Source organism: Pseudomonas sp. Irchel 3A18, assembly GCF_900187465.1.
In the GTDB taxonomy this organism is placed as follows: Bacteria; Pseudomonadota; Gammaproteobacteria; order Pseudomonadales; family Pseudomonadaceae; genus Aquipseudomonas; species Aquipseudomonas cichorii.
This window is the reverse complement of sequence record NZ_FYDI01000004.1, coordinates 95,426-116,458: the sequence shown is the minus strand read 5'-3', so window position 1 is coordinate 116,458 and position 21,033 is coordinate 95,426. Positions and strand designations below refer to the sequence as shown.

Genomic DNA, 21,033 nt, shown 5'->3' with positions numbered 1-21,033 from the left:
AGTGAGCCCGGGAGGCGAACCACTATTGAACTAAGTATTATGTAAACCACTGCTATCCTTCAGGGAACGATATCAACTTCCACCGACCCGGAATCACCAACGTCCTTGACGTGGTAATAAATCTTCAGCTTTTTCCATCCTGAATGAACTGACGAATAGGGGATCTTGAGGGTTAGCTCTTGTACCTGCTGAACAGTATGAATCTGCGGAAAAGTAAGCTCTGATTCCTGAGGCGTACCTTCCCATGGGACTGAAATCATGTCGCCAGCTTTCATGGCAGGGTAAACGGGCACAACGACCTTGATACCGCTTCCACGAAGCTGCGCCAGGCTCAATGCCCCGTCGTCATTTAGTTGAGGTAACGAAGGGGGTGGCAATGTCTTTTGCGTTGGTGTGTTCATGATTAATTTCCTTATTTTTTTATTGTCTTCATGGAGGCCTTATATAGGCACTCCTGACGCCTTGTGATCTATGTGTCATTTCTGTTGATTGAACCCACTCAAGATTATTTCTTGAGGTTGAATAGCAGCGAATAGGAGTTTGTTAGTTGCTGTCACTGTTTTTAGTCGACACGAAGCAATGAAGGCTTCGGCATTGCGCTTGAAGCATTCTGAGGGGAATGAATCCGCGATAGCGAATTCATTCGCGAAGAAGGGAAACTACGGCAGCTCGTGACTGGCGTAGAACGCACTCAACACTTTCACCAGATGGGAAAGGTCATGGCTGCCGGCCAGTTCTCGGATCGAGTGCATGGCAAAGGTCGGCAGGCCGATATCCACGGTACGAATGCCCAGGTGGCTTGCTGTGATCGGGCCGATGGTCGAGCCGCAAGCCATGTCGCTGCGTACCACGAAGCTTTGCACCGGGACTTCTTCGGCCATGCACAGGTGGCGGAAGAACCCTGCGGTTTCGCTGTTGGTGGCGTAGCGCTGGTTGCTGTTGACCTTGATGACCGGCCCGGCATTGAGTTTCGGGCCGTGGTTGGCGTCGTGCTTTTCGGCGTAGTTGGGGTGCACGCCATGGGCGTTGTCCGCAGAAATCAGCAGCGATTTCTGGATGGTACGCACATAGTCTTCGCCGTTGGGCAGCAGGCGCTGGATGATCTGCTCCAGCATCGGGCCGTCTGCGCCGCAGGTCGACGAGGAGCCGACTTCTTCATGATCGGTACACACCAGCAGAGCGGTTTCATCGGTGTCGCTATTGAGCAGCGCCTGCAAGCCTGCGAAACAGGACAGCAGGTTGTCCAGACGGGCACCGGCAATGAAGTCGCCATTGAGGCCGACCACGGCTGCGCTCTGGGTGTCGTAGAAACTCAGCTCGTAATCGAGCACCACGTCTGCGTTCAGGTCATGTTCACGGGCCAGTTGCTCGGTGAGCAGGGCGCGGAAGTCGGCGCGTTCGTCACCGGCCACCTGGGCCAGGATCGGCGGCAGTTCGTTCTGGGCATTGATTGCCCAACCTTCATTGGCGGTGCGATTGAGGTGGATGGCCAGGTTGGGAATGATCGCGATAGGCAGCTTGAAATCGATCAACTGGCTTTCGACCTTGCCATCACGGCGGAAGGTCACACGCCCGGCCAGCGACAGGTCACGGTCGAACCAGGGGGCCAGCAGCGCGCCGCCGTAGACTTCCACGCCCAGTTGCCAGAAGCCCTGACGCTGCAGCTCCGGCTGCGGCTTGACCCGCAGGCACGGGCTGTCGGTGTGGGCGCCGACCATGCGGATACCGCCGGTCAGTGGCGATTGGCGGCCCATTCTGAACGCGACGATGGAGGAATCATTGCGAGTGACGTAATAACGCCCGCCAGTTTCGATCGCCCAGGTTTCGCGCTCGTCCAGACGCTGGAAACCGGCCGCTTCGAGGTGATTTACAAGGGTTGCAGTGGCATGGAACGGGGTAGGGGAGGCCTTGAGAAAGTCGATCAGGCCTTTGTTCAGCTCTTCGCGCATAGGTAGCTCCAGACAGCAATGGCGCGAGTTTACCGTATTGGCCTCAGTCGTGCTTTTTCGCGAATGAATTCGCACACAACCCCGTGTGGGAGCGAATTTATTCGCGAACTCTTCAAAACGGCGCCGCACACTCGAATTTCAACCGCTCGCCACTGACCGGATGAGTGAAGCTCAGCATGCTTGCATGCAGGCACAGGCGCGGATAGGCCGCTAACGCCTCTGGATGGGCGTACAAACCATCACCCAGCAGCGGATGCCCGATGGACAGCATGTGTACCCGCAACTGATGGGAGCGACCGGTGATCGGCGTGAGTTCCACGCGACAGTGAGTGTCGTAGCGCTCCACGATCTTCCAGAAGGTCAGCGCGTGCTTCCCGGCTTCATGATCCACCACATGCCGGGGCTTGGTCGGCGGGTCGTAGCGCAGGGGCAGGTCGATGCTGCCGCTGTCCAGGGTTGGCTGACCCCAGCACAGGGCGGTGTAAGCCTTCTCGGTTTCGCGGTCATGGAACTGGCGAGACAGCTCGCGGTGGGTATCGGCATCCCGGGCGAGCAGGATGATGCCGGAGGTTTCCCAGTCCAGTCGGTGCACGATTCGGGCTTCGGGGTAGCCGTTTTCCTGCAGGCGGGTAATCAGGCAGTCCTTGTTGTCGTCGGCACGACCAGGGACTGAAAGCAGTAATGTGGGTTTATCGATGACCAGAACGGCGGCGTCCTGGTGGATGATGCGGATGTTCGACAACGGCATGCAACGGCCTCGAAACGCTGTAAACGCCAACGGCGGTATGCGCGGCACTCCGAAAGAGGTGCCACCCATACCGCCGTGGACAACTGCCGGATCAGCGATCTGGCAGGGTGATGTTGAGTTCCAGGATCGAACAGCTGCCCTGGTTCTCCAGAGCGACCTGTACCTGGTCTGACTCGATGTTGACGTATTTGCGGATCACTTCCACCAGTTCTTTCTGCAGGGCAGGAAGATAGTCTGGTGTCGGTGTGCTCCGCTGGCCGCGTTCGTGCGCCACGATGATCTGTAGACGCTCTTTCGCTACCGAGGCCGTGCTTTCTTTTTTGCGGTCACGAAAGAAGTCAAAAATATTCATTTAGCGGCCTCCAAAAAGACGCTCGAACCATCCTTTCTTCTGCACATCGACGAAACGATGAGCAACGTCCTTGCCCAGCAAGCGATCGACCGCATCGCTGTACGCCTGACCGGCGTCGCTCTGGTCGTCGAGAATGACCGGGATACCCTGGTTGGAAGCCTTCAGGACCGCCTGGGATTCCGGGATCACACCCAGCAGACGGATCGAGAGGATTTCTTCGACGTCTTCGACGCCCAGCATTTCACCTTTGGTAACGCGCTCAGGATTGTAGCGGGTCAGCAGCAGGTGTTCCTTGATCGGGTCTTCGTTGCGCTCTGCGCGGCGCGACTTGCTGGCCAGCAGGCCCAGCATGCGGTCCGAGTCACGTACCGAAGAGACTTCCGGGTTGGTCACGACGATCGCTTCATCAGCGAAGTACATGGCCAGATGGGCGCCTTTTTCGATACCAGCAGGGGAGTCGCAGATCACGAACTCGAAGTTTTCTCTCAGCTCATCGAGGATCTTCTCGACGCCTTCGACGGTCAGCGCATCCTTGTCGCGGGTCTGGCTCGCTGCAAGCACGTAGAGGTTTTCCAGGCGCTTGTCTTTGATCAGGGCCTGAGTGAGTGTCGCTTCGCCGTTGACGACGTTGACGAAGTCGTACACCACGCGGCGCTCGCAACCCATGATCAGGTCCAGGTTACGCAAGCCGACGTCGAAGTCGACGATCACTGTTTTATGACCACGCAGAGCGAGGCCTGTGCCGATGGCGGCGCTGGTGGTGGTCTTGCCCACACCACCCTTGCCGGATGTAACCACGAGAATCTTGGCCAAGGTGTATCACCCCTAGAGGAAAAGGACAGTTAGTCCCTGAAGAGCATCCCTTGAAGCGACGTTAATCGAAGAATGACGGAAATCACGGAAGCTCGCCTTCAAAGATGGCTATGAGCCATTACTTCGATGAGTGTAACCATCGAGAAACAGGTGTTTCTCCGGATTTCCTACAACCTTTACTACGTTTTCGCGACGAATCAGAGATGCTTTGAAAATTGCGGCAGTATCCGTTAAAGACGAATGATGTTCAACACGTCACCGGACAGGCTGACTTGTACCGCAGCACCCCAGAGAGGATCCCTGCGCAAGTCTTCGGAAACCTTGTATTGCCCGGCAATCGAAATCAGCTCGGCGCCCAGTTGTTGGCAAAAGATCCGTGCCTTGGTGTCGCCCTTGATGCCTGCCAGTGCCCTGCCGCGCATTGGGCCGTAAACATGGATGTTGCCATCGGCCAGAAGTTCCGCACCGGGGCTCACTGGTGCCACGACCACCAGATCGCCGCCCTGGGCATAAATCTGCTGTCCGCCGCGGACTGGAGCGGTTATCACGCGCGTTGGCTTGACGGTTGGCTCTGGCGGTTTCTCGGGAATCTTTTTCGGCGCCTCTGCTTCGACAGGCTCCAGCACACGTTCCCGGGCGCCGGATGGCGGCAGCACGGGAAGATCGACGGCGATGGCGGCGGCAATGTCTTCGATGCGGTTGGCCCGTATCGCCAGGGTGCGCAGGCCATGCTGACGGCAGACGCGCATCAGACCGGGCAGATCCACGTTCCCTTCATTGGGCGAGAGTTTGTCCAGTGCCAGGATCAGCGGTGTATTGCTGAAAAAATTGGGGGCCTGGGCAACCTTGGCCGCCAATTGACGGTCCAGGGCGTCGAGGTTGTTCCGGGCCAGCTCCATGACGGTAATGGCAAGCATGCTGCCTTTGAGCTGAAACACTGGGTCCGGGTTTTGCGATTCGATCTGGCTCATGGTCGGGATACACAACAGCTTGTCGCTAAAAGTGCCGAGACTTATAACGAGAACGCCCTCGGGCCGCAAGCCGGGTCGAACCGATGTAGAATGCGCAGCCTTTGTCCTGACGGAAGCTTAAATGGATCGCCCGCGTTTTAAAGCCAGTTTTCTTCACCCCCGTTTCTGGCCGCTGTGGCTGGGGTTGGGGCTCTTGTGGCTGATTGTCCAGTTACCGTTTCGAGCGCTGCTGGTGATTGGTCGTCTGCTGGGCGCGGCGATGTACTGCGTGGCCACTGATCGAAAATATATCGCTTCGCGCAACCTTGAGCTGTGTTTCCCGCATTTGTCCGCCGCTCAGCGCAAGCAGTTGCTCAAGGAAAACTTTGCCTCCACGGGCATTGCCTTCTTCGAAATGGCCATGAGCTGGTGGTGGTCAAGGGGCCGTTTGGCAAAGCTTGCCCACATCGAAGGGCTGGAGCATTTGCAGCATGCCCAGCAGAAGGGCGAGGGCGTGATTCTCATGGCCCTGCATTTCACCACCCTTGAGGTCGGTGCAGCTTTGCTGGGCCAGCAACACACCATCGATGGCATGTATCGCGAACACAAGAACCCGTTGTTCGATTTCGTCCAGCGTCGTGGTCGCGAGCGGCACAACCTCGATTCACTGGCCGTCGAGCGCGAAGACGTGCGTGGCATGCTCAAGCTGCTGCGTTCCGGCCGTGCCATCTGGTATGCACCGGATCAGGACTACGGTGCCAAGCAGAGTGTGTTCGTGCCGCTGTTCGGCATTCAGGCCGCTACAGTGACGGCCACCAGCAAGTTCGCCAAGTTGGGGCGCGCCCAGGTCGTGCCTTTCACCCAGCAACGCCTTGCAGACGGCAGTGGTTACAAGCTGGTGATTCATCCGCCGCTGACGGATTTCCCCGGCCAGAGCGATGAAGAGGATTGTTTGCGCATCAATCAGTGGATTGAAATTGCCATCACTGAATGTCCGGAGCAATATCTCTGGGCGCATCGACGTTTTAAAAGTCGACCGGAGGATGAACCGAAGCTATACAAAAAACATAAATAAAAAGAAATGGTTGTTCACTGAGGTCCGTTGTAGATGCCAGAGCGTGCAGTAGTGACAAATGCAGTGAACGAGAAAGAGTCGGTTACCGGTTTGATCCTGTCAGGAGGTGGCGCTCGAGCTGCTTATCAGGTCGGTGTACTGGCGGGGATTGCCGATCTTCTGCCTGCAGGCGCCGCCAACCCGTTTCCAGTGATCGTTGGCACCTCGGCGGGCGCTATCAATGCCGTGAAACTGGCCAGTGGCGCGTTGCACTTTCGTATCGCGATCCGCCAGTTGACGGAGTTCTGGCAGTCATTTCGCAGCCACCAGGTGCTGCGCAGCGACTGGCCTGGCGTGATTCGCCAGGCGGGGCGTTTTTTCGGGCGCAGCCTGACCGGGCTGGGCCGTGACCTTCCTGTCGCGTTGCTCAACAGTTCGCCCTTGCGCGACCTGCTCGGCGAGCGGCTTGATCTGTCGGGCATCGATGCTGCCATCGACAGCAATCATTTGCGGGCTGTAGCGGTAACAGCCTTTGGCTACGAGTCCGGGCAGGCGGTGACCTTCTATCAGGGCGGCGGCACCATCGAACCCTGGTTGCGCCATCGACGTATCGGCCTGCCGACAGCATTGACCGTGGACCACTTGTTGGCCAGTTCGGCGATCCCGCTGCTGTTCGAGCCGGTGAAAATCGGACATGAATATTTCGGCGATGGCGCGGTGCGGCAGTCGGCCCCCATCAGTCCTGCGTTGCATCTGGGGGCCAATCGCGTGCTGGTGGTGGGTGTCAGCGGCAACCCGCGAGGCGTGCAGCCCAACAAGCAGATCCATCGGGCCACCAGCGGCATTCAACCGAGCCTGGCGCAAATCAGTGGCCACATGCTCAACAGCACCTTCATCGACAACCTGGAAAGCGATATTGAATTGCTTGAGCGACTGAACCTGATGAGTTCACTGCTGGCTGACGAGCAGGCCAGACGCCAACCCGGCATGGCGCCGGTCGACGTGCTGGTGATTTCCCCGAGCCAGCCTCTGGACGAGATCGCGGCCCGCCACCGCCATGAACTGCCACCGGCACTGCGCACCTTCCTGCGCGGGCCGGGGGCGACCAAAACCAGTGGCGCCAGCGTCTTGAGCTACCTGCTGTTCGAGGCGGGCTATTGCAGCGAACTGATCGACCTTGGTCGTCGCGATGCCATGGCCCAGCGGGAGGAGTTGAAGCGGTTCTTGCGGTTGGAGTAATCGTTTTTCGCGAATGAGCGAAGACACTTCACATCACGCCGTCAACCGATCATCCCTGAAATCCCGCAATGCCTGTTCGATCTCTTCGCGGGTATTCATCACGAATGGCCCGTATTGCACCACAGGCTCGCGCAAGGGTTTGCCCGCAATCAACAGCACTCGCGCACCATTCGCACTGTTGATCTGCAACTCGCCGTCATCGGCCAACCGTACCAGACGGCTTGCGCCAACGGTTTGCGGGCAACCTTCAACCTCAATGGCGCCCTCGTACACATAAAGCAACGCCCGATGTCCTGCCGGGATGAGCGGGCTGATGCTGCGGCCTGCTGGCAGATGAAAGTCGAAATACTGCGGCTCGGTATCCGGCCGTTGGACGGCGCCATCCTGTTGAACCTGGCCATCGTCAAACCGGCCTGCAATCACCACCACCTCCACACCGGCTTCGGTGGTCAGGCGCGGGATGTCTTGCGGCTGGATGTCACGATAACTGGCGTCCATCAACTTGTTCTTGCCCGGCAGATTCAGCCACAACTGGAAACCGCGCATTACACCTTCTTCCTGCTCCGGCATCTCGCTGTGAATGATGCCGCGTGCCGCCGTCATCCACTGCACGCCGCCGCTCTGCAACAGGCCGACATTGCCCATGTGATCTTCATGGCGCATGCGGCCTTCAAGCATGTACGTCACGGTTTCAAAACCGCGATGCGGGTGCGGCGGGAAGCCGGCAATGTAGTCGTCCGGCTTGTCCGAACCGAACTCATCGAGCATCAGAAACGGATCGAACTGCTCGACACCCTGGCCGCCAAATACCCGCGTCAGGCGCACACCGGCCCCGTCTGAAGTCGGTTGGCCAGCTTGAATCGACAGCACTTTACGAAATTGAGCCATGAAAAGGGCACTCCTGTTCAGGTGAGAATGGCGCCATCTTAGTGTGAATGCTTCGATTGATGGGGTTGATTTTTGCCACATATAAATCTGATTTTTTGATGATTGAAACAATCACCGTGGGCTTTCGATGGCGTCCGAAGAGTGAAGAATCTTGGTTCTGTTGAATTTTCCTACGGATGTTTCGGAGGGTGACTGCATCCCTATTTTTTTAAATCGCTAGATTGGTCGCCGCCAGGAAGGGGCGTGGTCAGTCGTTGACTGGGTATGCCAATACAGCCATCAAGAAGAGATGTAGGAATGAATCATCTGTATAACGGGTTTGCAAAAACATTCGATTTCAGTGGCCGGGCGTCAAGGATGGAATTATTCATCTTCGGTCTGCTTTTTTGTGCGCTGCTCGCGGTGGCAGTGGTGATTGATCTCAGTAACGACTGGTTTGATCCGGAGACAGGCATCGGCGGCGCGACCGCTTTCCTGATAGTGGCCATGTTCATGAGCAATCTCTCTTTGAGCGTCAGAAGGCTGCACGACATCAATCTCAGCGGCTGGTTCGTGCTGGTCGGCCTTATTCCAATTGTGGGCCCGCTGGCTCAGATATCCTTGTTGTTTTTGCCGGGCACCGACGGTGTGAACGACTACGGTCCGGCACCTCACTGAAGTTTGAAGGTGTTATGAAAAACGCCCGACCCGGTAACCCGGGCCGGGCGTTTTTGATTGCCGCATTTGTTACTCGGCAATCTGCAACTTGCGCGACTCGGTGTAGACGTAACGCACTTTCTCGTACTCGAACGGCGAGTTCAGCTGTCCGTAACGGAAGCTGGTGACATAGCGGCGGTCGATGGCGCGCAGCAGGGTGATTTCCGGGTGGTCGCTGCTGACTTCGGCCACGTTCAGGAAGTTGATCTGGGTTTCTGCGGCGTAGTCGAATACCAGGCCACCGGTGTCACGCAGGTTCGACGGGCCGAACAGTGGCAGCACCAGATAAGGACCTGAAGGCACGCCATAGAAGCCCAGTGTCTGGCCGAAGTCTTCGGTCTGACGCGGCAGACCCATCATGGTGGCCGGATCCCACAGGCCGGCGATGCCGATTGTGGTATTGAGCAGCAGACGCCCCGTGGTTTGCATGGAGCGCTGGCCTTTGAACTGCAACAGGCTGTTCAGCAGGTTGGACACATCGCCCAGGTTGCTGAAGAAGTTACTGACGCCGCTGCGCACGAAACCCGGTGTGATGTAGCGGTATCCGTTGACCGTCGGCAGGAAGACCCACTCATCGAAACGGTAGTTGAAGTGGTAGACCCGGCGGTTCCAGGATTCCAGCGGGTCGTAGACTTCCAGGGCATTGATGGAGGCGCGCTCGAATTCGCGCTGGTCCAGGCCCGGGTTGAATTGCAGGGACTTCAACGGCTGGGTAAAACCATCGGCATCAAGGTTGCGCACCACGGTGGCCGGATGCTGGGCTTTGTTGCTGGTGTCCGCGTCAGCGGCGTGGACAGTACCTGCGCACAATACGGCGGCAAGGAGTAGAAGACGTTTAGCCACGGAAGAACTCCAGCATGGCGTCACTGTTGACGCGGTAATTGATGTTGCCGCAATGGCCACCGTATGGGTAAACGGTCAGGCGATCACCGAAGGTCTTGCGCAGGAAGCCCAAGTCACCCGAGCCCAGAATCACGTCATCGGCGTTATGCATGACCGAGATCTTGGTGCTGGTGTGCAGGTAATCCTTGAGTGCATACAGGCTGACCTGATCCACGAGTTGCAACAGGCTGCCACCATCGGTGCGGGCACGCCACATGGGGATGACTTGCTCTGTCAGGTAGCAGTCGAAGTCGCATTGCATGGCGCGTTTGAGGAACGGCGTCAGGCTGGTGCCTTCGGTAATCGGAAACTTGGGCGGGGTGATCAGGCCGCGACGGTTGATCAGGTCGGAAGTGAACGCAATGTCGGCCGACGAAAAACGGAACGAGGTGCCGATCAGCATCGCCATCTGTTCATTGGTCAGGTGCTGCTTGGACTGCTGAAAGTCATAGAGCAACGCATCGTTGAGGTCGATGTAGCCTCTCTGGCGGAAGTAGCGGGTCAGCTTGGCCAGTACCAGTTCATAGAACGTGGTGGTGTCGTTGATGCCCTTGACGTTGGTCTGCACCAGCTTGTCCAGGTTGCTGATGGACGTATAGAGGTTGACCGGCGGGTTGAGCAGCAGGACTTTCTTGAAGTTGAAGCTGCGACGGGTTTCGTCCAGCTTGCTGACGAAGGCCGCATTGAGTGCGCCGAGGCTATAACCGGTCAGGTAATACTCGGTCACCGGCAAGTCTGCCTGCTGGGCGCGTATGGCTTGCATCACCCGGTACAGGTCTTCGGCATCCTCCGTGGAGATCCCTGGCGTGGCAAAACGCGAAGCGGAACTCATGAAGTCGTAGCTGGTGGGCGAGGACAACTGCACGACGTGATAACCCGCGCCGTAATACAGCTTCTTCAGGAATTCATTGAGGGTACTGTTATAAGGCGCGCCGGTTCCGGCAATCAGGAAAATCAGAGGTGCTGCATGGTCTTGCCTGGCCAGGCGATAGCTCAGCTTTTTTACCGCCCAGAAATTGTCCGGCAGGATGAATTCGCGTTCCGGGTGCAGATTGAGCGTGTAGACGTCCTGATCGATATCTTCATCGTCAGGCAGTTCAGGGCGCATGTCCGGTGGAGTGGTCGCAATGGTCGCTTCAAACGGGTTAGTCAGCGGATAACCATAGGTGGCGGGATCAATGTTGGTCGCCAGAGCGGACGCACTCAAACATAAGCCACCTAAAACGGTAGCGAAGCGCAGAAAACGGAGCATGACTAAATCCCTTGGGAAAGAAGTGCTGGTGAGGTATGCAGCCTATGACCACCGGCGTAGTGCCAAAGTGCCCTATGAGCGAACGAACCTTTGTAAATCCAGCGAAACAATACACGTTCTGTGGAGTCTGGAATGTGCGTCCGTGCTTTTTTGTTGTTTTTAATGTCGGAAAGGGGGGCGTGGCGTGTTTGTCTTGCAGCTTGCAGCTTGCAGCTTAGAAAGCCCAGAAGCCAAAAACACGAAAGGAGAGCCTGGGCTCTCCTTCAATGTGTCTTGCCTGCTCTTTTTATTTTTATAGGGCGGTCTGTTCTTGTTTTTGGCGACCAGTCCCTTTACTGCGTTCTTGTGTGATCCCCATCCGGGATCAAGAGCAAACGTATTTTTTTGAGCGCTGATTCACTTTAACCATGGGTCTGCACAACGTCATGGTCCAGCCGGTACGGGAAGCTACCTGAAGGTAGTTTTATTGTTCTCTGTCCGGTTGCGAGGCCTCTCGTTCAAGAGGTCCCTGTAAAGCCTATCCACTCCAAAAAAATCTGTTAGCTGCGCCTCTGTCCGTGTTGTTCTTGTTATGTCAGAGCCGTTTCGTGTTGTTCTTGTTGGTTTGCTACGTGTTTTTATTCTTGTTGTGCCAGAGAGATAGCAGAAGCTGTGCCAACTTTTAAAAGTCCTTTAAAAACAGCGGCTTGAAAAATACTTCGGCAAAAACCAAGGGCGAAAGGTAATGCGATTGTTTCCGTGTTACCCGTCTTGAGTGGCAACTGGTCATAGGCGGTAACACATTCTGTTTCCCGGCCCCGAGTGAACCAGAACAGGGCAGAGGCCCATCCCGCACTCCCGGCCCTGCAAGGGGGCGAGGGGGATCGCATGTTTTGTTTCATGCAAAAACCAGACGGCTTTGCCGACGCTTTTCGTGGGGATTGTCGCTGATGGCTGTGTGATGTCGTTTCCCGGTTCCTCCGTGTCGCTGACAGAGCATGTCCGATCTGCAGGCCGGTTGATTATCGAGAAGTTGATGTGATGCCTGTCATGGCGGGCGAGCACGACTGAAACGTGAAGGGCACCGTCTGCCCCAAAGCCGGGCATGACGGGCGACTCTGAAAAACAACGTTAATGCAGCCCGACATCCGTCGGCGCGCAACTTCCGGGGACGTGATGATGAATATGCGAAAAATTCTGGGGGCAGGTGCCGCTCTGGTACTGGCCGCCAGCTCCACGCTGGCCATTGCTGAAACCAAGACATTGACCATCGGCTACGTCGAAGGCTGGTCCGACAGTGTCGCCACGACCCACGTAGCCGCCGAAGTGCTCAAGGAAAAACTGGGCTATGACGTCAAGTTGCAATCTGTTGCAGCCGGGATCATGTGGCAGGCAGTAGCCACCGACAAGCTGGACATGATGCTGTCGGCCTGGTTGCCCGGCACTCATGGTGAGTACTACACCAAATACAAGGATCAGGTCGTGAACTACGGCCCGAACTTCAAGGACGCCAAGATCGGCCTGATCGTGCCGGAGTACGTCAAGGCCCAGACCATCGAAGACCTCAAGACCGATGATTCCTTCAAGAAGAAGATCACCGGGATCGATGCCGGCTCGGGTGTGATGCTCAAGACCGACCAGGCCATCAAGGACTACGGCCTTGACGGTTACAAGCTGCAGGCCAGTTCGGGAGCCGGGATGATTGCCGAGCTGACCCGTGCCGAGAAACGCAAGGAGTCCATCGTGGTCACCGGCTGGGTGCCGCACTGGATGTTTGCCAAGTGGAAACTGCGTTTTCTTGAAGACCCGAAAAGCGTATACGGCGCTGCTGAAACCGTCGACAACGTTGCCAGCCTGAGCCTGGAGAAGAAAGCGCCTGACGTCGTTGCCTTCCTGAAAAAATTCCAGTGGGAATCCAAGGATGAAATCGGTGAAGTGATGCTGGCGATTCAGGATGGCGCCAAACCTGATGTCGCGGCGAAGGAGTGGGTGGCCAAGCACCCTGAGCGTGTAGCCGCATGGACCGCTAAATAACAGCGAAGCCTCTGTATCGCATGGTTCAAGGCCATCTGCCACCTCTGGCAGATGGCCTTTTGTTTATCAGGGTTTGATGTGAACCTGCAAAAGTCCCTTGAAGTGCTTCAATGATTAATGTCGTTCTAATACTAAGGTCGTCTGGAGTACGTGCCGGACCTGACTAAAGTTGAAGGCGTGACAACTCATCTGTGCTGCGAGGACAAAAACAATGAACGACAGCATTTACCTCTCGATTCAAAACAGCCCGCGCTTCAAGGAGCTGGTTTCCAAAAGAGAGCGGTTCGCCTGGATTCTTTCGGCGATCATGCTCGGGCTCTATGCCGCATTCATTCTCTTGATTGCGTATGGACCTCATATTCTGGGAGCCAAGATCAGTGCGACTTCAACCATTACGTGGGGCATGCCGATAGGGGTCGGCCTGATCATCTCGGCGTTCATTCTGACGGGGGTCTACGTACGCCGTGCCAACAGTGAGTTCGACGAACTGAACAATGCAATTCTCAAGGAGATTCAGCAATGATCCGTCGTCTCTCCGCGGCCTTGGGCCTTGCAGCATTCGCACCCGCTCTCATGGCAGCTGACGCCCTTACCGGGGCGGTGCAGAAGCAGCCTTTGAACGTAGCGGCGATCATCATGTTCGTCATGTTCGTGGCGTTCACCCTCTACATCACCTACTGGGCATCCAAGAAAAACAACTCGGCGTCCGACTACTACGCGGCAGGCGGCAAGATCACCGGTTTCCAGAACGGTCTTGCGATTGCAGGCGACTACATGTCGGCGGCGTCCTTCCTGGGTATTTCCGCACTGGTTTACACCTCCGGCTACGATGGCCTGATCTACTCGATCGGCTTTCTGGTGGGCTGGCCGATCATTCTGTTCCTGATCGCCGAACGCCTGCGTAACCTGGGCAAGTACACCTTCGCCGACGTGGCCTCCTATCGCCTGAAGCAGAAAGAGATTCGCACCCTGTCCGCCTGCGGTTCGCTTGTGGTGGTGGCGTTCTACCTGATTGCCCAGATGGTAGGTGCAGGCAAACTGATCCAGTTGCTGTTCGGTCTGGACTATACCGTTGCGGTGATCCTGGTCGGTATCCTGATGTGCCTGTATGTGCTGTTCGGCGGCATGCTGGCGACTACCTGGGTACAGATCATCAAGGCCGTGATGCTGCTGTCGGGTGCCTCGTTCATGGCGCTGATGGTCATGAAGCACGTCAACTTCGACTTCAACCAACTGTTCGCCCAGGCTGTTGCCGTTCACCCTAAAGGTGAAGCGATCATGAGCCCAGGTGGTCTGGTGAAAGACCCGATCTCGGCGTTCTCCCTCGGTCTGGCCCTGATGTTCGGTACTGCGGGTCTGCCGCACATCCTGATGCGCTTCTTCACGGTGAGCGATGCCAAGGAAGCCCGTAAGTCGGTGTTCTACGCCACCGGTTTCATCGGCTACTTCTACATCCTGACCTTCATCATCGGTTTTGGCGCGATCCTGCTGGTCAGCACCAACCCGGCGTTCAAGGATGCAGCAGGCGCCTTGATCGGCGGCAACAACATGGCAGCGGTGCATCTGTCCAACGCGGTAGGTGGCAGTCTGTTCCTGGGCTTCATCTCGGCGGTGGCGTTCGCGACCATCCTGGCGGTGGTTGCGGGCCTGACTCTGGCCGGTGCGTCGGCAGTGTCCCATGACCTGTATGCCAGCGTGATCAAGAAAGGCAAGGCCAACGAGAAAGACGAGATCCGCGTTTCCAAGATGACGACTATCGCCCTGGCGGTCGTAGCCATCCTGTTGGGTATCGCCTTCGAGAGCCAGAACATCGCGTTCATGGTCGGCCTGGCGTTCTCCATCGCGGCCAGCTGTAACTTCCCTGTTCTGCTGCTCTCGATGTACTGGAAAAACCTGACCACCCGTGGCGCCATGATTGGCGGCTGGATGGGGCTGATCAGTGCTGTAGTCCTGATGGTGCTGGGTCCGACCATCTGGGTGCAGATCCTGCACAACCCTAAAGCCATCTTCCCGTACGAGTACCCGGCGCTGTTCTCCATCATCATCGCCTTCGTCGGTATCTGGTTCTTCTCCATCACCGACAAGTCCAAGGCTGCAGACGACGAACGTGCGCTGTTCTACCCGCAATTCGTACGCTCGCAGACTGGTCTGGGTGCCAGCGGTGCATCGTCACACTAAGCAGGATGTTTGACCGGCAATAAAAAAGCAGCCCCTCGGGGCTGCTTTTTCATTGGGCGACCGATAAGGTCATATCCTGCCAAGCAATACCAGCACCAACAGAATGACCAGGATCGTGCCCACTACACCCGAAGGACCGTAGCCCCAGTTGCGGGAGTGCGGGAAGACCGGCAGACCACCGATCAGAATCAGAATCAGTACGATGATAAGAATCGTGCTTATGCCCATGATGAGTTCCTTCTTTTCGTCAGTGTCGAATGGCGTTTGCAGTTAAAGCAATGTTCAGCAGGTATATGATTTTCGCTGCTTGAATTATCCGACTGTTGCGAATCTTGAAAGGTTCTAAATATTTCACGGGTTTTTAATTTGTTTAAAAATTTTATTTATATCAATGGTTTATATTTTTTACAGGGTGCCTGATACCTGATTTTTACCGGTGATATTTATTGAACTTTTTCAGGGTTTATATGACGCCTTCTCCTGTTCCATGGCTGAATGATCGACCTGAAAACAATGGAACTTTTACACAGGATTGCACCATGCCTTATCGATTCGCTGCGGATGCCGTGGTTGTGTTTCATCTGCTGTTTATTCTATTCGTGCTGTTTGGCGGGCTGCTGGTACTGCGCAGACCCTGGATCGGGTTTCTGCATGTCCCGGCCATGGTGTGGGGGGCTTCGGTGGAGTTCTTTCACCTGTATTGCCCGCTGACGCCCCTGGAAAACGCCCTGCGCCAGAAGGCCGGTCAGCAGGGGTATGAGGGCGGCTTCATCGAGCATTACCTGATTCCGCTGATCTATCCGCCAGCGCTGACACCGCAGATCCAGTTGTGGCTGGGCGCAGTCGTTGTATCGATCAATGCCGCGATCTATGGCTGGCTGCTGATCCGCTTCGTGCGTCGTATCAGGCAGACATGAGGGGCCGGCATTCAGCGTCTTGATGGTGGCATTAGAAACCGCCAGCTGTGATTACACTCCAGCCAACGTCCTGCAAACCACAAGGCACTCTCTATGCAAAATCGCATCATGATTACTGGCGCAGGCTCTGGTCTGGGCCGTGAAATTGCACTTCGCTGGGCTCGCGAAGGTTGGCGCCTGGCACTGTCCGACGTCAACGATGCCGGTTTGCAGGAAACCCTGGCCATGGTGCGCGAAGCCGGTGGCGAAGGCTTTACCCAGCGCTGCGATGTGCGCGACTACAGCCAACTCATGGCCCTGGCGCAAGCCTGCGAAGAACGCTTTGGCGGCATCGATATCATTGTCAATAACGCCGGTGTGGCTTCGGGCGGTTTCTTCAGCGAGTTGTCGCTGGAAGATTGGGACTGGCAGATCGCAATCAACCTCATGGGCGTGGTCAAAGGCTGCAAGGCATTCCTGCCGCTGCTGGAGGCCAGCAAAGGCAAGATCATCAATATCGCTTCCATGGCGGCCTTGATGCAGGGGCCGGCCATGAGCAATTACAACGTCGCCAAGGCGGGTGTGGTGGCGCTGTCGGAAAGTCTCCTGGTTGAGCTGACCGAGCAGGGCGTCGGCGTGCATGTGGTCTGTCCGTCGTTCTTTCAGACCAACCTGCTGGACTCCTTCCGCGGCCCGACGCCTGCGATGAAAGCCCAGGTCGGCAAGCTGCTGGAAAGCTCGCCCATCAGCGCCAGCGACATTGCCGATTACATCTTCGACGAAGTCGCCAAGGGCGAGTTCATGATCCTGCCCCATGAGCAGGGGCGTGATGCCTGGACCTTGAAACGCAAGCATCCCCAGGCGCTCTATGACGAGATGACCACCATGTGCGCCAAGATGCGCGCCAAGGCCCGGCAGACGAAGGCCTGACCCGTTGCCCTGTCAGGGTTTGAAGGCCGGAGTCAGGAAAGTCTTTTTCTGATAGGGTTCGGCCATTCAAACTCTGACTGACGAGACTGGCGTGCTCAATTACCTCTGGTTCTTCCTTGCGGCCCTGTTCGAGATATTCGGCTGTTATGCCTTCTGGCTGTGGCTGCGTCAGGGCAAGAGTGCCTTGTGGGTCATTCCGGCACTCATCAGCCTGACGATCTTCGCCCTGTTGCTGACCCGGATCGAGTCGGCCTACGCAGGCCGTGCTTATGCGGCTTATGGCGGGATTTACATCATTGCGTCGATTGCCTGGCTGGGCGTGGTCGAGCGGGCCAGGCCCTTGAGCAGCGACTGGCTGGGTGTCGCCTTTTGCGTCATCGGCGCGACAATCATCCTGTTGGGGCCACGCTGGTCGGCGTCCTGAACGCCGGGGATATGGCAGTTTTCCTACTCGTTTGGTCTGCAAGTAAGACGTTTCCGACAGTGTGTTCTGGCGAGCTTGAAGGGCGTTACTGATTTGCCGCCGCCTCATTGAAGCGACCTTTTCGTGGGCGCACTCTGCACTCTTTGCAATAACAAGAGAGGCAGAAAATGCTGGTACTAACGCGGGAAATTGGCGAATCGTTTTCCATCGGTGACAACATCACCGTGCAGATTCTCGGGGTGAACGGCAATCAGGTCAGGCTCGGAATCGATGCCCCCAAAGACATCAAGATCCATCGCGCCGAAGTGTTCCGACGCATTGCCCGAAAGCTCTCGCAGCAGGCCGCCGCTCCCGAGTCGCCAGCAGCCTGAGCCTTAGTCGAAATATTCTTTGGGCACATCGTGCTTTGGCATCAACTGGCATTGCTGGCTTTCAAGGTCGAAGAAAATCACTGCCTGACCTTTGCTCAAGGCATGACGCACCCGAAGCACGCGGGTTTGCAGAGGCGTTTCGTCGCCATTGTCCGTGCCATCGCGGGTCACGAAATCTTCGATCAGGCGGGTGAGGGTGTCAGGTTCGAGTTGGTCGTAAGGGATCAGCATGCTGGTTCTCGTATCGGTAGCCCGCGATGATAGGCCTCTTCGCGACTGAAGTCGCTCCTACGCATACCGTGGTAGGAGCGAATTCATTCGCGAAAGGCCAACACCAGGAACCTCAAATCTCTTCGCGATTCTGCCCCAGCAGGCTATCCACGGACGGCACGCGGGTGTCGGACTCCATCTGGGTGTCATGTTCAATCTGATGACTGAACCGCTCCAGTGAAGTCTGGGCCGGTTTGGCGTCGCTGGCGAATACCGGTGGGCTGAGCATATAGGCACCGAGCAGTTTGCTCAGGGCCGCAAGGCTATCGATATGGGTGCGCTCATAACCATGGGTGGCATCGCAACCAAAGGCCAGCAGCGCGGTGCGGATATCATTGCCTGATGTCACCGCCGAATGGGCATCGCTGTAGTAATAGCGAAAGATATCGCGGCGCACGGGCAATTCGTTGTCGATACCCAGGCGCAGCAGATGCCGGGACAAGTGATAGTCGTAAGGTCCGCCCGAATCCTGCATCGCCACGCTCACCGCATGTTCGCTGGAGTGCTGGCCGACTGCGACCGGAGCGATGTCGATGCCGACGAACTCGCTCACATCCCAGGGCAATACGCCTGCTGCACCGGTGCCGGTTTCCTCGGTGATGGTGAACAGCGGGTGACAATCGATCAGAGGTTCCGCACCACTCTCGACAATCGACTTGAGCGCCGCCAGCAAGGCTGCGACACCGGCTTTGTCATCCAGGTGGCGGGCGCTGATATGGCCGCTTTCAGTGAACTCCGGCAGCGGGTCAAAAGCCACGAAGTCTCCGATATTGATGCCCAAAGATTCGCAGTCGGCGCGGGTCGTGCAATAGGCATCCAGGCGCAGTTCGACATGCTCCCAACTGATGGGCATTTCATCCACGGCGGTATTGAACGCATGACCGGAGGCCATCAGCGGCAACACGCTGCCACGGATCACGCCGGTATCGGTGAATACACTGACCCGGCTGCCTTCGGCAAAACGGCTGGACCAGCAACCCACAGCCGACAGCGCCAGGCGCCCGTTATCCTTGACCTCGCGAACACTGGCGCCAATGGTGTCCAGATGAGCCGAGACGGCCCGGTCGGGGCTGCTCTGCTTGCCTTTGAGCGTGGCGCGAATGGTGCCGCGTCGAGTGAGTTCAAACGGAATGCCCAGCTCTTCCAGGCGTTCGGCGACATAGCGCACGATAGTGTCGGTAAAACCCGTAGGGCTCGGAATGGCCAGCATTTCCAGCAGGACTTTCTGCAGGTAGTTCAGATCCGGATCGGGAATTTTTTCAACAGGCATGGAGGGGCTCCTTGGAGTAGTTACACGCCCCAAGCCATAAGCTGCAAGGTCAGACAGTGATCTGTTTGCAGCTTGTAGCTTGAGGCTTAAAGCTTGCAGCTACGGTTCACCCATGCACAGGCAGGCTGTGCGGAAACAATAGATCGACAAAGCGTTCGGCAGTGGGTTGAGGTTCGTGGTTGGCGAGGCCGACACGTTCATTGGCCTCGATGAACACGTATTCCGGCTGGTCGGCGGCAGGCACCATCAGGTCCAGGCCAACCACCGGAATGTCCAGCGCCCGGGCGGCACGCACGGCGGCGTCGGTGAGGACCGGGTGCAGCGTTGCGGTGACGTCTTCAAGGCAGCCGCCGGTGTGCAGGTTGGCGGTGCGGCGCACGGCCAGGCGCTGGTCCATTGGCAGGATGCTTGAATAGTCATAGCCCGCGTCGCGGACCGTACGTTCGGTTTCTTCATCCATCGGGATCTTGCTTTCACCATCGGTGGCAGCAGAGCGACGACGGCTTTGAGCTTCGATCAACTGGCGGATGGTATGGCGACCGTTGCCAATGATCTCGGCAGGGTGGCGAATCGCAGCCGCCACCACTTCAAAACCGATGACCACGATGCGCAGGTCCAGGCCTTCGTGGAAGCTTTCCAGAATCACCCGGCTGTCGAACTGACGGGCACACTCGATAGCGTTCTGCACTTCATCGAAGGTGCACAGATCCACGGCCACACCGTTGCCTTGCTCACCATCCAGCGGCTTGACCACGATCCGCCCGTGTTTTTCGAGAAACGCCAGATTGTCGTCGGCATTGCCCACACGTTGTTGGGCAGGCACATGCAGGCCAGCGGCCTTGAGGGCCTTGTGGGTCAGGCTCTTGTCCTGGCACAGGGTCATGCTGACCGCGCTGGTCAGGTCGCTCAGTGATTCACGGCAGCGAATGCGGCGTCCGCCGTAACTCAGCGTGAACAGGCCCGCATCGGCATCATCGACCTGCACATCAATGCCGCGACGATGTGCCTCTTCGACGATGATCCGCGCATAAGGGGTGAAGTCCGCCTGAGGCCCAGGCCCCAGAAACAGCGATTCATTGATGCCGTTCTTGCGCTTGATGGCGAAGGTCGGCAGGTTGCGAAACCCCAGCTTGGCATACAGCGCCTTGGCCTGTTCGTTGTCATGCAGCACGGACAGGTCGAGATAGCTCAAGCCTCGGCTCATGAAGTGCTCGATCAGGTGACGCACCAGCACTTCACCCACACCGGGGCGTGTGCATTGCGGATCAACCGCCAGGCACCACAGGCTGCTGCCGTTTTCCGGGTCATTGAACGCCTTCTGGTGATTCAGGCCCATGACACTGCCGATCACCGCATTGCTGCGTTCATCTTCTGCCAGCCAGTAGACCGGCCCGCCTTGATGACGTGGTGTCAGCAAGGCCGGATCGATGGGCAGCATGCCCCGCGCCAGATAAAGGTTGTTGATGGCTTGCCAGTCGGCTTCGTTCTGGGCACGACGGATGCGAAAGCCCCGGAAGACCCGCTGCGCCGGACGATAATCGCTGAACCACAGGCGCAGCGTATCGGACGGATCGAGGAACAACTGCTGCGGTGACTGCGCCAGCACTTGCTGGGGCGCCGCCACGTACAGCGCGATGTCGCGTTCACCGGTTTTTTCGTTGAGCAGCTCCTGAGCCAGTGCAGCGGCGTCGGGGTAGGTATGACCGATCAACAAGCGGCCCCAGCCGCAGTGCAACGCCAATTGCTCGTTGTCCGGCTGACTGCCGTCTTCGGCGAAGCGCGCTTGCAGACGTTCATAGGAGGGCGACTGTGTGCGCAACAATCGTTGGCTGTAAGCCGTCGCATTGTGTTTCATCGA

General features: G+C 57.2%; 23 protein-coding genes. 10 read left to right on the top strand and 13 right to left on the bottom strand.

The window, feature by feature from the left end; all coding sequences use genetic code 11:
• Positions 1-59 precede the first annotated feature (59 nt).
• From CKW23_RS08855 to minC, 6 genes are all read right to left on the bottom strand, one after another.
• A complete protein-coding gene (locus CKW23_RS08855) occupies positions 60-401 on the bottom strand; it encodes a hypothetical protein (protein ID WP_025261139.1) in 342 nt (113 codons plus the stop codon).
• Positions 402-659: 258 nt separating this feature from the next.
• Positions 660-1,949 carry a M18 family aminopeptidase gene (locus CKW23_RS08850; RefSeq protein ID WP_025261138.1) on the bottom strand — a complete coding sequence of 430 codons (1,290 nt, stop codon included), beginning with the start codon at positions 1,947-1,949 and terminating at the stop codon, positions 660-662.
• Positions 1,950-2,061: 112 nt separating this feature from the next.
• Positions 2,062-2,697 carry an RluA family pseudouridine synthase gene (locus tag CKW23_RS08845; RefSeq protein ID WP_025261137.1) on the bottom strand — a complete coding sequence of 212 codons (636 nt, stop codon included), beginning with the start codon at positions 2,695-2,697 and terminating at the stop codon, positions 2,062-2,064.
• Positions 2,698-2,788: 91 nt separating this feature from the next.
• A complete protein-coding gene (minE, locus tag CKW23_RS08840) occupies positions 2,789-3,049 on the bottom strand; it encodes a cell division topological specificity factor MinE (RefSeq protein WP_025261136.1) in 261 nt (86 codons plus the stop codon).
• On the bottom strand, positions 3,050-3,862 hold the full coding sequence (minD, locus tag CKW23_RS08835; protein ID WP_025261135.1) for a septum site-determining protein MinD: 813 nt from the start codon (positions 3,860-3,862) through the stop codon (positions 3,050-3,052).
• A 230-nt stretch (positions 3,863-4,092) separates the two neighbouring features.
• Positions 4,093-4,833 (bottom strand): septum site-determining protein MinC, encoded by a 741-nt coding sequence (minC, locus tag CKW23_RS08830; protein WP_025261134.1) that lies wholly within the window; start codon positions 4,831-4,833, stop codon positions 4,093-4,095.
• Positions 4,834-4,954: 121 nt separating this feature from the next.
• On the opposite strand from minC, the gene CKW23_RS08825 reads away from it, so the two are divergent.
• Together CKW23_RS08825 and CKW23_RS08820 are read left to right on the top strand one after the other, a co-directional pair.
• Positions 4,955-5,887, top strand: coding sequence for a lipid A biosynthesis lauroyl acyltransferase (locus CKW23_RS08825; protein WP_025261133.1), 933 nt, complete (start codon positions 4,955-4,957; stop codon positions 5,885-5,887).
• A gap of 33 nt (positions 5,888-5,920) precedes the next feature.
• Positions 5,921-7,105: a patatin-like phospholipase family protein gene (locus CKW23_RS08820; RefSeq protein WP_025261132.1), complete on the top strand. Its 1,185-nt coding sequence runs from the start codon at positions 5,921-5,923 to the stop codon at positions 7,103-7,105.
• A gap of 33 nt (positions 7,106-7,138) precedes the next feature.
• Here the strand turns inward: CKW23_RS08820 and CKW23_RS08815 are convergent, their stop codons facing one another.
• The gene (locus CKW23_RS08815) at positions 7,139-7,993 is read right to left on the bottom strand and encodes a pirin family protein (RefSeq protein ID WP_025261131.1); all 855 of its coding nucleotides are present in this window, start codon (positions 7,991-7,993) and stop codon (positions 7,139-7,141) included.
• A gap of 297 nt (positions 7,994-8,290) precedes the next feature.
• Here CKW23_RS08815 and CKW23_RS08810 point away from each other — a divergent pair, with 297 nt between their 5' ends.
• Positions 8,291-8,650, top strand: coding sequence for a DUF805 domain-containing protein (locus tag CKW23_RS08810; RefSeq protein WP_074568816.1), 360 nt, complete (start codon positions 8,291-8,293; stop codon positions 8,648-8,650).
• 69 nt (positions 8,651-8,719) lie between these two features.
• Here CKW23_RS08810 and CKW23_RS08805 read toward each other — a convergent pair whose 3' ends face one another.
• Positions 8,720-9,532: a VacJ family lipoprotein gene (locus CKW23_RS08805; protein ID WP_025261129.1), complete on the bottom strand. Its 813-nt coding sequence runs from the start codon at positions 9,530-9,532 to the stop codon at positions 8,720-8,722.
• Positions 9,525-10,823: a serine/threonine protein kinase gene (locus CKW23_RS08800; protein WP_025261128.1), complete on the bottom strand. Its 1,299-nt coding sequence runs from the start codon at positions 10,821-10,823 to the stop codon at positions 9,525-9,527. Before CKW23_RS08800 ends, CKW23_RS08805 begins: the two co-directional genes overlap by 8 nt.
• Positions 10,824-11,981: 1,158 nt before the next feature.
• Here CKW23_RS08800 and CKW23_RS08795 point away from each other — a divergent pair.
• The 3 genes from CKW23_RS08795 (at position 11,982) to CKW23_RS08785 (ending at position 15,014) form a co-directional block, all read left to right on the top strand.
• A complete protein-coding gene (locus CKW23_RS08795) occupies positions 11,982-12,836 on the top strand; it encodes a glycine betaine ABC transporter substrate-binding protein (RefSeq protein ID WP_025261127.1) in 855 nt (284 codons plus the stop codon).
• A 211-nt stretch (positions 12,837-13,047) separates the two neighbouring features.
• Positions 13,048-13,359 (top strand): DUF485 domain-containing protein, encoded by a 312-nt coding sequence (locus tag CKW23_RS08790; RefSeq protein ID WP_025261126.1) that lies wholly within the window; start codon positions 13,048-13,050, stop codon positions 13,357-13,359.
• On the top strand, positions 13,356-15,014 hold the full coding sequence (locus CKW23_RS08785; RefSeq protein WP_095067438.1) for a cation acetate symporter: 1,659 nt from the start codon (positions 13,356-13,358) through the stop codon (positions 15,012-15,014). Before CKW23_RS08790 ends, CKW23_RS08785 begins: the two co-directional genes overlap by 4 nt.
• Positions 15,015-15,083: 69 nt before the next feature.
• Here the strand turns inward: CKW23_RS08785 and CKW23_RS08780 are convergent, their stop codons facing one another.
• On the bottom strand, positions 15,084-15,242 hold the full coding sequence (locus CKW23_RS08780; protein ID WP_038399964.1) for a DUF3309 family protein: 159 nt from the start codon (positions 15,240-15,242) through the stop codon (positions 15,084-15,086).
• A gap of 311 nt (positions 15,243-15,553) precedes the next feature.
• On the opposite strand from CKW23_RS08780, the gene CKW23_RS08775 reads away from it, so the two are divergent.
• The 4 genes from CKW23_RS08775 to csrA all read left to right on the top strand — a co-directional run bounded on the left by CKW23_RS08775 (position 15,554) and on the right by csrA (position 17,635).
• On the top strand, positions 15,554-15,931 hold the full coding sequence (locus CKW23_RS08775) for a DUF2784 domain-containing protein (RefSeq protein WP_095067437.1): 378 nt from the start codon (positions 15,554-15,556) through the stop codon (positions 15,929-15,931).
• 93 nt (positions 15,932-16,024) lie between these two features.
• Positions 16,025-16,840: an SDR family oxidoreductase gene (locus tag CKW23_RS08770; protein WP_095067436.1), complete on the top strand. Its 816-nt coding sequence runs from the start codon at positions 16,025-16,027 to the stop codon at positions 16,838-16,840.
• A gap of 91 nt (positions 16,841-16,931) precedes the next feature.
• Positions 16,932-17,264, top strand: a complete 333-nt coding sequence (locus CKW23_RS08765; RefSeq protein WP_025261122.1) for a YnfA family protein — start codon at positions 16,932-16,934, stop codon at positions 17,262-17,264.
• A 167-nt stretch (positions 17,265-17,431) separates the two neighbouring features.
• Entirely contained in the window at positions 17,432-17,635 is a 204-nt protein-coding gene (gene csrA / locus CKW23_RS08760; protein ID WP_025261121.1) for a carbon storage regulator CsrA, read from the top strand.
• Between the two features lie 3 nt (positions 17,636-17,638).
• Here the strand turns inward: csrA and CKW23_RS08755 are convergent, their stop codons facing one another.
• The 3 genes from CKW23_RS08755 to ngg form a co-directional block, all read right to left on the bottom strand.
• Complete coding sequence (locus CKW23_RS08755) at positions 17,639-17,866, bottom strand: YheU family protein (protein WP_025261120.1); 228 nt, start codon at positions 17,864-17,866, stop codon at positions 17,639-17,641.
• Positions 17,867-17,978: 112 nt separating this feature from the next.
• Entirely contained in the window at positions 17,979-19,175 is a 1,197-nt protein-coding gene (locus CKW23_RS08750) for an osmoprotectant NAGGN system M42 family peptidase (RefSeq protein WP_025261119.1), read from the bottom strand.
• Between the two features lie 106 nt (positions 19,176-19,281).
• Positions 19,282-21,030 carry an N-acetylglutaminylglutamine synthetase gene (ngg, locus tag CKW23_RS08745; RefSeq protein ID WP_095067435.1) on the bottom strand — a complete coding sequence of 583 codons (1,749 nt, stop codon included), beginning with the start codon at positions 21,028-21,030 and terminating at the stop codon, positions 19,282-19,284.
• Positions 21,031-21,033 lie beyond the last annotated feature (3 nt).

Coding starts and splice junctions, on each gene's coding strand:
- CKW23_RS08855 (WP_025261139.1), bottom strand. CDS start 401: ATGAACACACCAACGCAAAAGACATTGCCACCCCCTTCGTTACCTCAA.
- CKW23_RS08850 (WP_025261138.1), bottom strand. CDS start 1,949: ATGCGCGAAGAGCTGAACAAAGGCCTGATCGACTTTCTCAAGGCCTCC.
- CKW23_RS08845 (WP_025261137.1), bottom strand. CDS start 2,697: ATGCCGTTGTCGAACATCCGCATCATCCACCAGGACGCCGCCGTTCTG.
- minE (WP_025261136.1), bottom strand. CDS start 3,049: ATGAATATTTTTGACTTCTTTCGTGACCGCAAAAAAGAAAGCACGGCC.
- minC (WP_025261134.1), bottom strand. CDS start 4,833: ATGAGCCAGATCGAATCGCAAAACCCGGACCCAGTGTTTCAGCTCAAA.
- CKW23_RS08825 (WP_025261133.1), top strand. CDS start 4,955: ATGGATCGCCCGCGTTTTAAAGCCAGTTTTCTTCACCCCCGTTTCTGG.
- CKW23_RS08820 (WP_025261132.1), top strand. CDS start 5,921: ATGCCAGAGCGTGCAGTAGTGACAAATGCAGTGAACGAGAAAGAGTCG.
- CKW23_RS08815 (WP_025261131.1), bottom strand. CDS start 7,993: ATGGCTCAATTTCGTAAAGTGCTGTCGATTCAAGCTGGCCAACCGACT.
- CKW23_RS08810 (WP_074568816.1), top strand. CDS start 8,291: ATGAATCATCTGTATAACGGGTTTGCAAAAACATTCGATTTCAGTGGC.
- CKW23_RS08800 (WP_025261128.1), bottom strand. CDS start 10,823: ATGCTCCGTTTTCTGCGCTTCGCTACCGTTTTAGGTGGCTTATGTTTG.
- CKW23_RS08795 (WP_025261127.1), top strand. CDS start 11,982: ATGAATATGCGAAAAATTCTGGGGGCAGGTGCCGCTCTGGTACTGGCC.
- CKW23_RS08790 (WP_025261126.1), top strand. CDS start 13,048: ATGAACGACAGCATTTACCTCTCGATTCAAAACAGCCCGCGCTTCAAG.
- CKW23_RS08785 (WP_095067438.1), top strand. CDS start 13,356: ATGATCCGTCGTCTCTCCGCGGCCTTGGGCCTTGCAGCATTCGCACCC.
- CKW23_RS08780 (WP_038399964.1), bottom strand. CDS start 15,242: ATGGGCATAAGCACGATTCTTATCATCGTACTGATTCTGATTCTGATC.
- CKW23_RS08775 (WP_095067437.1), top strand. CDS start 15,554: ATGCCTTATCGATTCGCTGCGGATGCCGTGGTTGTGTTTCATCTGCTG.
- CKW23_RS08770 (WP_095067436.1), top strand. CDS start 16,025: ATGCAAAATCGCATCATGATTACTGGCGCAGGCTCTGGTCTGGGCCGT.
- csrA (WP_025261121.1), top strand. CDS start 17,432: ATGCTGGTACTAACGCGGGAAATTGGCGAATCGTTTTCCATCGGTGAC.
- CKW23_RS08755 (WP_025261120.1), bottom strand. CDS start 17,866: ATGCTGATCCCTTACGACCAACTCGAACCTGACACCCTCACCCGCCTG.
- CKW23_RS08750 (WP_025261119.1), bottom strand. CDS start 19,175: ATGCCTGTTGAAAAAATTCCCGATCCGGATCTGAACTACCTGCAGAAA.
- ngg (WP_095067435.1), bottom strand. CDS start 21,030: ATGAAACACAATGCGACGGCTTACAGCCAACGATTGTTGCGCACACAG.